Annotated in this window: 14 protein-coding genes; 11 read left to right on the forward strand and 3 right to left on the reverse strand. The window is 60.6% G+C overall.

The genetic code is table 11. From position 1 onward, the window contains the following. The first annotated feature begins 216 nt into the window (after positions 1-216). Positions 217-441 (forward strand): hypothetical protein, encoded by a 225-nt coding sequence (locus tag VSQ83_RS01245; RefSeq protein WP_133075245.1) that lies wholly within the window; start codon positions 217-219, stop codon positions 439-441. Next, on the forward strand, positions 438-740 hold the full coding sequence (locus VSQ83_RS01250) for a cell division protein ZapA (RefSeq protein WP_133075246.1): 303 nt from the start codon (positions 438-440) through the stop codon (positions 738-740). Before VSQ83_RS01245 ends, VSQ83_RS01250 begins: the two co-directional genes overlap by 4 nt. Positions 741-834: 94 nt before the next feature. On the opposite strand, the gene VSQ83_RS01255 is transcribed toward VSQ83_RS01250, so the two are convergent. Then, the gene (locus VSQ83_RS01255) at positions 835-1875 is read right to left on the reverse strand and encodes a threonine aldolase family protein (RefSeq protein WP_133075247.1); all 1041 of its coding nucleotides are present in this window, start codon (positions 1873-1875) and stop codon (positions 835-837) included. A gap of 349 nt (positions 1876-2224) precedes the next feature. On the opposite strand from VSQ83_RS01255, the gene glyA reads away from it, so the two are divergent. The 7 genes from glyA (at position 2225) to fdhA (ending at position 11086) form a co-directional block, all read left to right on the forward strand. After that, on the forward strand, positions 2225-3478 hold the full coding sequence (glyA, locus tag VSQ83_RS01260; RefSeq protein ID WP_219262842.1) for a serine hydroxymethyltransferase: 1254 nt from the start codon (positions 2225-2227) through the stop codon (positions 3476-3478). A 22-nt stretch (positions 3479-3500) separates the two neighbouring features. Beyond that, the gene (locus tag VSQ83_RS01265) at positions 3501-4751 is read left to right on the forward strand and encodes a sarcosine oxidase subunit beta (RefSeq protein WP_326425090.1); all 1251 of its coding nucleotides are present in this window, start codon (positions 3501-3503) and stop codon (positions 4749-4751) included. A 14-nt stretch (positions 4752-4765) separates the two neighbouring features. Beyond that, positions 4766-5098, forward strand: a complete 333-nt coding sequence (locus tag VSQ83_RS01270) for a sarcosine oxidase subunit delta (protein WP_219262843.1) — start codon at positions 4766-4768, stop codon at positions 5096-5098. After that, positions 5095-8112 carry a sarcosine oxidase subunit alpha gene (locus VSQ83_RS01275; RefSeq protein WP_326425092.1) on the forward strand — a complete coding sequence of 1006 codons (3018 nt, stop codon included), beginning with the start codon at positions 5095-5097 and terminating at the stop codon, positions 8110-8112. The genes VSQ83_RS01270 and VSQ83_RS01275 overlap by 4 nt, the downstream gene beginning before the upstream one ends. A 71-nt stretch (positions 8113-8183) precedes the next feature. Then, on the forward strand, positions 8184-8816 hold the full coding sequence (locus VSQ83_RS01280) for a sarcosine oxidase subunit gamma (protein ID WP_219262844.1): 633 nt from the start codon (positions 8184-8186) through the stop codon (positions 8814-8816). Between the two features lie 147 nt (positions 8817-8963). Beyond that, positions 8964-9821: a formyltetrahydrofolate deformylase gene (purU, locus tag VSQ83_RS01285; protein ID WP_326425095.1), complete on the forward strand. Its 858-nt coding sequence runs from the start codon at positions 8964-8966 to the stop codon at positions 9819-9821. Positions 9822-9886: 65 nt separating this feature from the next. Beyond that, positions 9887-11086 (forward strand): formaldehyde dehydrogenase, glutathione-independent, encoded by a 1200-nt coding sequence (fdhA, locus tag VSQ83_RS01290; RefSeq protein ID WP_133075255.1) that lies wholly within the window; start codon positions 9887-9889, stop codon positions 11084-11086. Between the two features lie 114 nt (positions 11087-11200). Here fdhA and VSQ83_RS01295 read toward each other — a convergent pair whose 3' ends face one another. Next, positions 11201-11875, reverse strand: a complete 675-nt coding sequence (locus tag VSQ83_RS01295; RefSeq protein ID WP_219262846.1) for an anti-sigma factor — start codon at positions 11873-11875, stop codon at positions 11201-11203. Next, a complete protein-coding gene (locus tag VSQ83_RS01300; protein WP_326425097.1) occupies positions 11872-12504 on the reverse strand; it encodes a sigma-70 family RNA polymerase sigma factor in 633 nt (210 codons plus the stop codon). Before VSQ83_RS01300 ends, VSQ83_RS01295 begins: the two co-directional genes overlap by 4 nt. Positions 12505-12684: 180 nt before the next feature. Between VSQ83_RS01300 and VSQ83_RS01305 the strand changes: the two genes are divergently transcribed. Beyond that, the gene (locus tag VSQ83_RS01305; RefSeq protein ID WP_133075258.1) at positions 12685-13242 is read left to right on the forward strand and encodes a DUF2780 domain-containing protein; all 558 of its coding nucleotides are present in this window, start codon (positions 12685-12687) and stop codon (positions 13240-13242) included. 46 nt (positions 13243-13288) lie between these two features. After that, a complete protein-coding gene (rloA2, locus tag VSQ83_RS01310) occupies positions 13289-13789 on the forward strand; it encodes a retropepsin-like aspartic peptidase RloA2 (protein ID WP_133075259.1) in 501 nt (166 codons plus the stop codon). Positions 13790-13826: the final 37 nt, after the last annotated feature.

Consider the following 13826-nt stretch of genomic DNA (forward strand, 5'->3'; position numbering starts at 1 on the left):
GTGTCGTGTTGCAGCGTGATCAAGGGCACATTTCACTGCCGGTGAAAGCAGGTCGTGGGTGGTTTTTACCGCTTGAAACGTGCCTCTGGGTCACCGGGCGGGGAACTGAGTAGCAAATAGGCAGTCTTTAAGGCGGGTAAAGCAAGGTCGCCGCTAGCTTAGGCGGTGACTTTTCTTTATCGTACGCGCCCTCCGAAACTGCTTGAGAACACCACCATGATTGAGTCATCCCTTAGCAAACTGGAACAACTGGTCAGCGACCTGGTTCAGCAAAAGCAAGAACTGCTGGACGCCAACGAACAGCTGAGCGCTGAACTGGCTCTGGCCAAAGACGAAAACGAAAGCCTGCAACTGACCCTGATGGAACAGGAAGAGAAACAAGGCGCAACCGCAGCCCGCATTCAGGCACTGGTTGAGCGCGCGAGCCCTGTCAGCGCATGAGCGTGGACAGAGACGGAGTAAATGTCGTCTCGATTTTGGGTAACGACTACACGATCAAAGCGCCGGAGGGGGAGCAAAAGACCCTGATGGCGGCCACGGTCATGTTGAAAGCCGCCCTGGCCGAAACGAAAAGAAAGTACCCGAGCCTGATCGGGGACAAGCTGTTGGTGCTGGCAGCGCTGAATCTGTGTTCCAAGCAGATTGAGCTGCAACTGAGCCACAAACAGGAACTCGACCGTTATCAAGAGCAAGTCAGCGCCACGGTCGATGTGATTGAGCGGACGTTAGGGCAATCCTGACACTTCGCAATACTCTGTAGTCGCTGCCCAAGGCTGAAGGTCCTGCGGACCTTATCGCAGCCTTCGGCAGCGACTACAGGGAATCAGGCTGTTTTTATCCCGCCATCACTTCGCGAATATCCGCCGCCAGTTCCCGTACCCGTGCCTCTTCGGTGTCCCAGGAACACATGAAACGTGCGCCGCCTTTGCCGATAAAGGTATAGAAGCGCCAGCCCTTGGCGGTCAGCGCAGCCACGGCCGGTTCCGACAGTTGCAGGAACACGCCATTGGCTTCCACGGGGAACATCAGTTCAACCCCCGGAATGTCACTCACCAACTGGCTCAGCAACTGCGCGCAGTGGTTGGCGTGGCGTGAGTGTTTGAGCCATGCGTCGTTTTCCAGCAAGCCCACCCAGGGTGCCGACAAAAAGCGCATCTTCGACGCCAGTTGACCGGCCTGTTTGCAGCGGTAGTCGAAGTCCACCGACAGGGTGTGGTCGAAGAACAGAATCGCTTCACCCACCGCCATGCCATTTTTGGTCCCGCCAAAGCACAGTACATCCACACCGGCTTTCCAGCTCAGCTCTGCGGGCGTGCAGCCGAGGAAGGCGCATGCGTTGGAGAAGCGGGCACCGTCCATGTGCAGCAACAGGCCCAGCTCCTTGCAGGTGTCGCTGATGGCACGAATTTCTTCAGGGCGGTACACGCTGCCGACTTCCGTGGCCTGGGTGATGGTCACCACTCGCGGCTTTGGATAGTGGATGTCTTTGCGCTTGAGGGCGATTTCGCGGATCGATTCGGGGGTGATCTTGCCGTTTTCAGTGCGGGCGATCAGCAGCTTGGAGCCGTTGGAAAAGAATTCAGGCGCGCCGCATTCGTCGGTCTCGACGTGGGCGGTCTCGGAGCAGATCACGCTGTGGAAACTCTGGCACAACGATGACAGGGCCAGGGAGTTGGCCGCAGTACCGTTGAAGGCAAAATAGACTTCGCAGTCGGTTTCGAACAGTTTGCGAAAGTCGTTGGCAGCGCGCAGGGTCCACTCGTCATCGCCATAAGAGCGTTGATGACCGTGGTTGGCCAGTTCCATGGCGGTCCAGACTTCAGGGCAGATACCGGAGTAGTTGTCGCTGGCGAATTGTTGGCTCTTGTCAGTCATTTCCCGGTTCCTTGGTCGAATTGTGTCGTGCACTTTATCCAAGATTTTGTCGGGTGCACAGGCACGACTCAAAGTGCGGAAAACCCTTACAAAAGAATAGCTCAAAGTCCCGTAATAAAAGTGTGGGAGGGGGCTCGCTCGCGGTGGCATCGCCCGGGTTTGCCAGACAAACCGCGCCGCCAGTATCGCGAGCAAGCCCGCTCCTACAGGGTTATGCGAAACCATGTCGTAAACGCACCATTGCGTGGCGTCCATAGGCATTTGATCTGCCTGCGCCAGCTCTACCATCTGGCTCAAAGGGCATACGCCCCACCGAGACCAAAGGCGCGCTGGCGCTGGGAGACACGCAATGTTCAGCAAGCAGGATCAGATCCAGGGTTACGACGATGCCTTGTTAGCGGCCATGAATGCCGAAGATCAGCGCCAGGAAGATCACATCGAGCTGATTGCCTCCGAGAACTACACCAGCCAGCGTGTGATGGAGGCCCAAGGCAGCGGCCTGACCAACAAGTACGCCGAAGGCTATCCGGGCAAGCGCTATTACGGCGGCTGCGAACATGTGGATAAAGTCGAGCAGCTGGCCATCGACCGCGCCAAACAACTGTTCGGCGCCGATTATGCCAACGTGCAACCTCACTCCGGCAGCCAGGCGAATGCGGCCGTGTACCTGGCGTTGCTCAATGCCGGTGACACCGTGCTGGGCATGAGCCTGGCCCACGGCGGGCACTTGACCCACGGCGCCAGCGTCAGCTTCTCCGGCAAGTTGTACAACGCCGTGCAGTACGGCATCGACACCACCACCGGGCTGATCGACTACGACGAAGTAGAACGTCTGGCCGTTGAGCATCAGCCAAAGATGATCATTGCCGGCTTCTCGGCTTACTCCAAATTCCTCGACTTTCCGCGCTTTCGCCAGATTGCCGACAAGGTGGGTGCCTACCTGTTTGTCGACATGGCCCACGTGGCCGGCCTGGTCGCGGCGGGGCTGTACCCCAACCCGCTGCCCTACGCTGACGTGGTCACCACCACCACCCACAAAACCCTGCGCGGCCCCCGCGGCGGGTTGATCCTGGCCAAGTCCAACGAAGCCCTGGAAAAGAAACTCAACTCGGCCGTGTTCCCCGGTGGCCAGGGCGGTCCGCTGATGCATGTGATCGCGGCCAAGGCGGTGTGCTTTAAAGAAGCCCTGGAGCCGGGCTTCAAGACCTATCAAAAGCAGGTCATCGACAACGCTCAGGCGATGGCCGAAGTGTTTATCAAGCGTGGCTTCGACGTGGTCTCGGGCGGCACCGACAACCATCTGTTCCTGCTCAGCCTGATCCGTCAGGGCCTGACCGGCAAAGACGCCGACGCAGCCCTGGGCCGTGCTCATATCACGGTCAATAAAAATGCGGTGCCCAATGACCCGCAATCACCGTTCGTGACGTCGGGCCTGCGCATCGGTACCCCGGCAGTGACCACGCGCGGTTTCAAAGTGGCGCAGTGCACGGAACTGGCGGGCTGGATCTGCGACATCCTCGATCACCTCGGCGATGCCGATATCGAGGCCGACGTGGCACGCCAGGTGACCTCGCTGTGCAAAGACTTCCCGGTTTATCGCTGAGCGCGTTTTTGGAGTAAACCCTATGCAACGGTATTCAGGCTTCGGCCTCTTCAAACACTCCCTCAGCCACCATGAAAACTGGCAGAAGATGTGGCGCACGCCGACCCCTAAAAAGGTCTACGACGTGGTCATCGTCGGCGGTGGCGGCCACGGGCTGGCCACTGCCTACTATCTGGCCAAGGAGCACGGCATCACCAACGTGGCCGTGGTCGAGAAGGGCTGGCTGGGCGGCGGCAACACGGCGCGCAACACCACCATCGTGCGTTCCAACTATTTGTGGGACGAGTCGGCGCACCTGTACGAACACGCGATGAAGCTTTGGGAAGGCTTGTCCCAGGACTTGAACTACAACGTCATGTTCTCCCAGCGCGGTGTCTACAACCTGTGCCATACCTTGCAAGACATACGTGACTCGGAGCGCCGGGTCAGCGCCAACCGCCTCAACGGCGTGGATGGTGAACTGCTTGACGCCAAGCAAGTGGCGGACGAGATCCCGTACCTCGATTGCTCAAAAAAAACCCGTTACCCGATTATAGGCGCCACCGTACAGCGCCGTGGCGGTGTGGCCCGTCACGATGCCGTGGCCTGGGGTTTTGCCCGGGCTGCGGATGCGCTGGGTGTAGACCTGATCCAGCAAACTGAAGTGCTCGGTTTTCGCAAGGAAAACGGCGTGTGCATCGGCGTTGAAACCAGCAAGGGTTTTATCGGTGCCAAGCGCGTAGGCGTGGTGACGGCCGGTAACTCCGGGCACATGGCCCGTCAGGCCGGTTTCCGCCTGCCGATTGAATCCCACCCGCTGCAAGCGCTGGTGTCGGAGCCGATCAAGCCAATCATCGACAGCGTGATCATGTCCAACGCGGTTCACGGCTACATCAGCCAGTCCGACAAGGGCGACCTGGTGATCGGTGCCGGGATCGACGGCTACAACGGCTACGGTCAGCGCGGCTCGTACCCGGTGATCGAGCACACGATTCAGGCCATTGTGGAAATGTTCCCGGTGTTGTCCCGCGTGCGCATGAACCGCCAGTGGGGCGGCATCGTCGACACCACTCCCGATGCTTGCCCGATCATCTCCAAGACCCCGGTGCCGAATCTGTTCTTCAACTGCGGCTGGGGTACGGGTGGCTTCAAGGCCACGCCGGGCTCGGGCAACGTGTTTGCCGCCAGTCTGGCCAAGGGCGAGATGCACCCATTGGCTGCACCGTTTTCCATTGACCGGTTCCACACCGGCGCCCTGATCGACGAACACGGCGCTGCCGCTGTCGCCCACTAACAGGAGAAACACTCATGCTTCATATCTTCTGTCCCCATTGCGGCGAACTGCGCTCCGAAGAGGAATTCCATGCCAGCGGCCAGGCGCACATCCCGCGCCCGCTGGACCCCGCGGCCTGCACCGACGCCGAGTGGGGCGACTACCTGTTCTTTCGCGACAACCCTCGCGGCCTGCACCACGAACTGTGGAACCACGTCGCCGGTTGCCGCCAGTTCTTCAACGCCACGCGCAACACCGTGACCTACGAAATTCTTGAAACCTACCTGATTGGCACCCAGCCGCAGTTCACTGAACAGGCGGCACCACTGATCACCACGGCCACCCGCGAGCAGGGAGAAAAGGTATGAGCCAGACCCATCGCTTGCCTAATGGCGGCCGCGTAGACCGCAGCAAAGTGCTGACCTTTACCTTCAACGGTCAACAATACAAAGGCTACGAGGGCGACAGCCTGGCCGCAGCGCTGCTGGCCAATGGTGTCGACGTCATTGGTCGCAGCTTTAAATATTCCCGGCCTCGGGGCATTTATGCTGCCGGTGCCGAAGAGCCCAACGCGGTGCTGCAGATCGGCGCCACCGAAGCGACCCAGATTCCTAACGTGCGCGCTACGCAGCAGGCGTTGTACCAGGGCCTGGTTGCCACCAGCACCAACGGCTGGCCCAACGTCAACAATGATGTGATGGGGATCCTGGGCAAGGTTGGCGGCAAGCTGATGCCGCCGGGCTTCTACTACAAAACGTTCATGTACCCGCAATCGTTCTGGATGACGTACGAGAAGTACATCCGCAAGGCGGCAGGCCTGGGCCGTTCGCCGACCCAGAACGACCCCGACACCTACGACTACATGAACCATCACTGCGACGTACTGATCGTCGGCGCAGGGCCTTCAGGCCTGGCGGCGGCACTGGCTGCAGCACGCAGCGGCGCGCGGGTGATCGTGGCCGATGAGCAGGAAGAGTTTGGCGGCAGCCTGCTCGACAGCCGCGAAAGCCTGGACGGCAAACCGGCGATGGAATGGGTTGCTAAAGTCATCGCTGAACTCAAGGCATTGCCGGGCGTGACGCTTTTGCCTCGGGCGACAGTCAACGGCTATCACGACCACAACTTCCTGACCATCCACGAGCGCCTCACCGACCATCTGGGTGATCGCGCACCGATTGGCCAGGTTCGTCAGCGCATTCACCGGGTTCGGGCCAAGCGTGTAGTCCTGGCGACCGGCGCCTGCGAGCGGCCATTGGTGTACGGCAACAACGACGTGCCGGGCAATATGCTGGCGGGCGCAGTGTCGACTTACGTGCGCCGTTACGGCGTGGCACCGGGTAAAAAACTGGTGCTCAGTACCAACAATGACCACGCCTACCGCGTTGCGCTGGACTGGATCGATGCAGGCCAGCAAGTGGTGGCTGTCGCCGATGCGCGCAGCAACCCTCGCGGCGCACTGGTAGAAGCGGCGCGGGCCAAGGGCATCCGTATTCTGACCGCCAGCGCGGTGATCGAAACCCGTGGCAGCAAACACGTGACCGGTGCCCGTGTGGCCGCGATTGACCTTAAAACCAACAGTGTCGCCAGCCCCGGCGAATGGCTGGAATGCGATCTGGTTGCCACTTCGGGCGGTTACAGCCCGGTGGTGCATCTGGCCTCGCACCTGGGCGGCAAACCCACCTGGCGCGAAGATATTCTGGGTTTCGTACCCGGCGAAGCACCGCAAAAACGTGTGTGCGTGGGCGGCATCAACGGTGTCTACGGGCTGGGCGACAGCCTGGCCGATGGGTTCGAAGGGGGCGTGCGTGCTGCCAGCGAAGCCGGCTTCAAAGCGGTAGAGGGCGTGTTGCCCAAAGCCCTGAACCAGCACCAGGAGCCAACACTGGCACTGTTTCACGTGCCCCATGAAAAGGGCACTGCACGGGCGCCCAAACAATTTGTCGACCTGCAGAACGACGTCACCGCCGCGGCCATCGAACTGGCAACCCGTGAAGGTTTCGAGTCGGTCGAACACGTAAAACGCTACACCGCGCTGGGCTTCGGTACCGATCAGGGCAAGCTGGGCAACGTCAACGGGCTGGCCATCGCCGCACGCTCGCTGAATGTAACCATCCCGCAGATGGGCACCACCATGTTCCGCCCCAACTACACGCCGGTGACGTTCGGCGCCGTGGCGGGTCGCCATTGCGGGCATATTTTCGAACCGGTGCGTTACACCGCGCTGCAAGCCTGGCACGTCAAGCAGGGTGCCGAGTTTGAAGATGTGGGCCAATGGAAGCGTCCGTGGTACTTCCCGCGTCATGGCGAAGACCTGCACACAGCGGTCAAGCGCGAGTGCCAGGCGGTGCGTGACAGCGTCGGTATTCTCGATGCCTCCACCCTGGGCAAAATCGACATTCAGGGCCCGGATGCGCGGGAATTCCTTAACCGCATTTACACCAACGCCTGGACCAAGCTCGATGTGGGCAAGGCTCGCTACGGCCTGATGTGCAAAGAAGACGGCATGGTGTTCGACGACGGCGTAACGGCCTGTCTGGCCGACAATCACTTTGTCATGACCACCACCACCGGTGGCGCAGCACGGGTACTGCAATGGCTGGAAATCTACCAGCAGACCGAATGGCCTGAACTGAAGGTGTACTTCACTTCCGTGACCGACCACTACGCGACGCTGACCCTGTCCGGGCCCAACAGCCGCAAGCTGCTGAGCGAAGTCACGGATATCGATCTGGACCGTGAAGCGTTCCCGTTCATGACCTGGAAAGAAGGGCTGGTAGGCGGTGTTCCGGCGCGGGTGTTCCGCATCTCGTTTACGGGTGAGCTGTCGTACGAGGTCAATATCCAGGCGGACTACGCGATGGGCGTGCTGGAAAAAATCGTCGAGGCGGGCAAGCAATACAACCTCACCCCCTATGGCACCGAGACCATGCACGTGCTGCGGGCCGAGAAGGGTTTCATCATTGTCGGCCAGGACACCGACGGGTCCATGACCCCGGACGACTTGAACATGGGCTGGTGTGTGGGTCGTACCAAGCCGTTCTCGTGGCTCGGCTGGCGTGGCATGAACCGCGAAGACTGCGTGCGTGAACAACGCAAACAGCTGGTGGGCCTCAAGCCGGTAGATCCGACCAAGTGGCTGCCTGAGGGCGCGCAGCTGGTGTTCGATCCCAAGCAGGCAATCCCGATGACGATGGTGGGTCACGTGACCTCCAGCTATGCCCACAACTCACTGGGTTATTCGTTTGCAATGGGTGTGGTCAAGGGCGGCTTGAAGCGCATCGGCGAACGTGTGTTTTCGCCCCAGGCCGACGGCAGCGTGATCGAGGCTGAAATCGTGTCTTCGGTGTTCTTCGACCCGAAAGGCGAGCGCCAGAATATTTGAGTGACACCTGTGGCAGCGGGCTTGCCCGCGATGACGGCAGACCAAACTACACAGAATTGAGCGGGTGACCCATGACCACAGCCAACGTATACCAACAGCGCCCGGACTCGGGCGCCAAAGCCGAGTCATCGTTACACCAGGCCAATCTCGCGGGCCTGATCGGCAAGGGCCGCAAAAACCCTGGCGTGACCGTGCGCGAGAAGAAACTGCTGGGCCATTTGACCCTTCGCGGCGACGCCAAAGACCCGGCCTTTGCCGAAGGCGTGCACAAGGCCCTGGGCCTGGAATTGCCGGTGGCCCTGAGCCTGGTGGCCAAAGACGAGACATCGTTGCAATGGATGGGGCCGGATGAGTGGTTGCTGATCGTACCCGGAGGCCAGGAATTCGCCGTGGAGCAAGCGTTGCGTGCAGCACTGGTCGGGCTGCATATCTCGGTGGTCAACGTCAGCGGCGGGCAACAACTGCTGGAACTGAGCGGGCCAAAGGTGCGCGAAGTGCTGATGAAGTCCACCAGCTATGACGTCCATCCGGACAACTTCCCGGTGGGCAAGGCGGTGGGCACCGTGTTCGCCAAGTCGCAGCTGGTGATTCGCCACACGGCTGAAGACACATGGGAGCTGCTTATCCGCCGCAGCTTTTCGGACTACTGGTGGTTATGGTTGCAGGATGCAGCAGCGGAGTACGGGCTGAACGTCGAAGCGTAAATATGATCCTGCCTGCGCCTCTGTGGGAGCGGGCTTGCTCGCGATTGCAGCACCACGGTCATCCGGATGTACCGTGTTGTTTGCAGCGCGAGCAAGCCCGCTCCCACACAGGTCGTGTGCGTTCCAATACCCATCAAGGAGCACCCCATGAGCCGCGCGCCCGATACCTGGATTCTCACCGCGGACTGCCCGAGCCTGCTGGGCACGGTGGATGCGGTCACGCGTTATCTGTTCGAGCACAGTTGCTACGTCACCGAGCACCATTCCTTCGACGATCAGCGCTCGGCGCGATTCTTTATTCGCGTGGAGTTTCGTCAGCCCGACGGGTTTGACGAGCACGCCTTTCGCGCAGGCCTGGCCGAGCGTGGCCAGGCGTTCGACATGACGTTCGAACTGACGCCACCCCATCACCGGCCCAAAGTGCTGATCATGGTGTCCAAGGCCGATCACTGCCTCAACGACCTGCTCTATCGCCAGCGCATCGGCCAGTTGTCGATGGACGTGGTGGCCGTGGTGTCAAATCACCCCGACCTGGAGCCGCTGGCAAGCTGGCACGGCATCCCTTACCACCACTTCGCTCTGGACCCGCTCAACAAACCGGCGCAAGAAGCAAAGGTGTGGCAGGTGGTCGAAGACACTGGCGCCGAACTGGTGATCCTCGCCCGTTACATGCAAGTGCTGTCTCCTGAGCTGTGTCGCAAGCTCGACGGCAAGGCGATCAATATTCACCACTCCCTGCTGCCCGGTTTCAAGGGCGCCAAGCCCTACCACCAGGCCTACGAAAAGGGCGTCAAGCTGGTGGGCGCTACGGCGCACTACATCAATAACGACCTGGACGAAGGCCCGATCATTGCCCAGGGCGTGGAAGTGGTCGACCACAGCCACTATCCCGAAGACCTGATCGCCAAGGGCCGCGACATCGAGGCCCAGACGCTGGCTCGCGGTGTGGGCTATCACATAGAGCGGCGCGTTTTCCTAAATGGAGGTCGTACGGTGGTGCTGTAGGGGCGCGGCACGTTCTAAGCTGGCTGCAGCAAGTAATCTCTCCAATAACAACAAGGGTGAATACGATGGCTGACAATCGCGGTGTGGTGTACCTGGGCAATGGCCAGGTTGAAGTGCAAAGCATTCCTTTCCCGAAGATGCAAAACCCTCAAGGCAAGCCCATCCACCACGGCGTGATCCTGCGTGTGGTATCGACCAACATCTGTGGCTCCGATCAGCATATGGTGCGTGGCCGTACCACGGCGCAAACCGGGCTGGTGCTGGGCCATGAGATCACGGGCGAGGTGATCGAGGCCGGGCGCGATGTGGAGCATCTGAAAGTCGGCGACCTGGTATCGGTGCCGTTCAACGTGGCGTGCGGGCGTTGCCGCAGTTGCAAGGAGCAAAACACCGGCGTCTGTCTGACCGTCAACCCGGCCCGTCCCGGCGGTGCCTATGGGTATGTGGACATGGGCGATTGGGTCGGCGGTCAGGCTGAATATGTATTGGTGCCTTATGCCGATTTCAACCTGCTCAAGCTGCCTTATCGTGACGCGTCGATGGAAAAGATTCGTGACCTGACGTGCCTCTCCGACATCCTGCCCACCGGCTATCACGGTGCTGTCACCGCAGGTGTTGGCCCCGGCAGTACGGTCTATATCGCAGGCGCCGGCCCCGTAGGCCTGGCCGCGGCGGCTTCGGCGCGTTTGCTGGGCGCTGCGGTCGTGATCGTGGGTGACGTGAATCCGATTCGCCTGGCTCACGCCAAGGCACAGGGGTTTGAAATTGCCGACCTGTCCAAAGACACGCCCTTGCACGAACAGATTGCCGAGCTGCTGGGCGAGCCGGAAGTGGATTGCGCCGTCGATGCCGTGGGCTTTGAAGCCCGGGGTCACGGGCATGACGGGGTGAAACACGAGGCGCCGGCCACGGTGCTCAACTCACTGATGGGCGTGGTGCGGGTGGCGGGCAAAATCGGTATTCCGGGGCTGTACGTCACCGAAGATCCGGGTGCCGTCGATGCAGCCGCGAAAATGGGCAGCCTGAGCATCCGCTTTGGTCTGGGCTGGGCCAAATCCCACAGCTTCCATACCGGGCAAACGCCGGTCATGAAATACAACCGCCAACTGATGCAGGCCATCATGTGGGACCGGATCAAGATCGCCGATATCGTGGGCGTTGAGGTGATCAGCCTGGACGAGGCACCACGGGGCTATGGCGAGTTCGATGCCGGTGTGCCGAAGAAGTTTGTGATCGATCCGCACCGGATGTTCAGCAAGGCTTAAAAACCACAACTGACTGTGTAGTCGCTGCCGCAGGCTGCGATGGATTGCGCAGCGATCCTGCCTTGAAGGGCCTGAGGCCCTTATCGCAGCCTGCGGCAGCGACTACAGGTTGGTTTACAGTGTCGCCAGCGGCCCCTGATACAACACGGGGCCGGTTGGCTGCCCGGTTGGTGAGCCGCCCTGCGGCTCAAGACTCACCGCCAGTACCACCGGAACCCTGATCAATTGCTGCTGGCTCTGGCTCAGGGCTATCCGACCATCGCCATCCGCGGGGATCAGCCCCAGGGACACCGGTTTGCCCTCAACCGGAATCGCCCACAATTCCAGACTGCGTCCTGCCTCAACCGCGCTCAGCTCAAGCGGTCGAACCTTCAGGTAATCGGCGTGGGCCTCGATCCTCAGGCCGGGCTGAGCGGTGCCGCTGAGCAGGGTTGCCTTGTACTGGACGCTGTCGTGGTTGTAGAGCAGGCCCACGGTCAAGGCGACCAGCAACGAACAGGCAACCGCACCCAACCGCAGCCAGTTCCAGAACGCACGCTTTGGCGGTACATGGAGTGTTTGCGGTTCAATGCGCGCCACGATGGCGTGCCACACGTGCTCGGGCACGGGTTGCTCGATCAGGGGCTCGGTCAGTTGGGTGAGGTGGTTCTGCCAGTGGGCCAGCTCGCTACGCAGGTCGGTATCGTCCAGCAGCAGGTTTTCGAAACGTTTGCGGGCGGTGGGCGGCATCAGGCCGATGGCGTAATCGGCGGCCAGCGCACGGCGCCGTTCAGGGGTTTGATAGTTCATGATTCAAGGCACCTGCGCAGCCGCTCCATGCCCCGGCGGATCCAGGATTTGACCGACCCCAGCGGTGCATCAAGGGTGTGCGCCAGTTCGCTGGCACTCAGCCCCTGAAAATAGGCGATGGTGATGCTCTGGCGCTGCATGCCTTCCAGTCGTTCAAGGCAATGGCCAAGGGCGCTGGCCGCCCGGGCGCTGTCCAGTTGCTCATGGGCGCTGGGGCTCTCATCGGCCAAGGTGTCTTGCTGCAGGTCACTCAAGGGCAGTTCGCGATGTTTGCGCAGCTGGTCGATGGCCAGGTTGCGAGTGATGGTGATCATCCAGGTCAGGGGGGCCGACAAGTGAGCTTCATAACGGGAGGCGTTGTGCCAGATGCGCACAAAGCTTTCCTGTACCACGTCTTGCGCCAGGTCGCTGCGGCCCATGCAGCGCAGTGCCACGCTGTGCAGGCGCGGCGCCACGGTTCGGTAGAGGGTTTCGAAGGCGCGGCGATTGCCCAGTGAACATTGGGCCAAGAGCGTTGCAAGGTCATCGGCATCGGTAATTAAAATAGCCACTCTCCCGTCAAACACAGTCAGGGCATCAGACCAGTCGTCGGTTGAGGTTAGTTCAGGCTGTGTGGTTGTTCCAATCATGTGGCACCTCTGTGTCCTGTATACGCAGGCAAGGGCACAGCGGATGCAGCGGTTTTCAATTAAGATTGCGGCCCGTTTGATCCGATAGTGGCACCTGGGAACATCTGCTGGGGTTTTGGGTCATAGACATAGTTTTACCGCTCTATTGCAGGCGGTTTTTTGGTTCTGGAGGTTGAAGCGATGAATAAGTTGAGCGGCGTGGCACTGGCAACATTGATGACCGTGGCAGCGAGCCCGGTGTTTGCAGGTTTCAGCCTGAGCGACGTGGCCAACGTGGCGGCGCAAGTGCAGGGTGCCAACGGCAATGGCGCGACCACCGACAAGTCGGCGCAAGCGGTGCAAATGCTGACCAAAGTCAACGAGCTGGGTGTAAAGCCTGAGCAGGCGGCGGGCGGTATCGGCGCGATGTTGAGCCTGGCGAAAAACCAGCTGACCTCCAGCGACTATTCCGAACTGACCCAGCAAGTGCCGGGCGTCAACAAACTGGCTGGCGCCGGTGCACTGGGCCAGTTGAGCCAGTTGGGCGGCCTGCTGGGCAAATCCAGTGGCGTGTCCGAGACCGCGACCAGCGCCGTCAGCAACGTGGCCAACACCGACCAGTTGAACAGTGCATTCACAGCCCTGGGCATGCAGGACGGCATGGTTGCCAAGTTTGCCCCGGTATTGCTGGAGTACTTCAAGGGCCAGAACGTCAGCACTTCGCTGCTGAGCAAGCTGGGCAGCGCCTGGGGCGTTTAAGGCTGGCAACTTTCACACCGTATTCTCTTTAAAAGGAAGTGCCCGCATGAGGTCTGTTTTTGTGTTGCTGTCTGTATTGGCGTTGCCGGTGATGGCGGCCGAGCCGACCCTGTACGGGCGTTACGAATACATCAAGTTGCCGGAAATTGGTGAAACCCTCAAAGCCAAGATGGACACCGGTGCCCTGACGGCGTCGCTGTCGGCCAAGAACATTCAGACCTTTACCCGTGATGGTGACGAGTGGGTCCGCTTCCAACTGGCGACCGAAGGCGCGAGCAGCAAGGTGTACGAGCATAAAGTGGCGCGCATCAGCAAAATCAAGAGCCGCGCCGATGAAGATGATGAGAAAGAAGTCCCCGAAAGTGCCAAGCGCCCGGTGGTCGACCTGGAGATGTGCCTGGGTAACGTCAAGCGCACCGTGGAGGTCAACCTCACCGATCGCAGCAGCTTCAACTATCCGTTGCTGATCGGCGCCAAGGCGCTGCGCGAGTTTGGTGCCGCGGTGAACCCGGCCCGTCGTTACACGGCAGACAAGCCCGATTGCTGATTTAGGTGGGAGCGGGCTTGCTCGCGATGGTATCGAC

The sequence above is a fragment of the Pseudomonas sp. DSV-1 genome (assembly GCF_035830915.1).
Taxonomy (GTDB): domain Bacteria; phylum Pseudomonadota; class Gammaproteobacteria; order Pseudomonadales; family Pseudomonadaceae; genus Aquipseudomonas.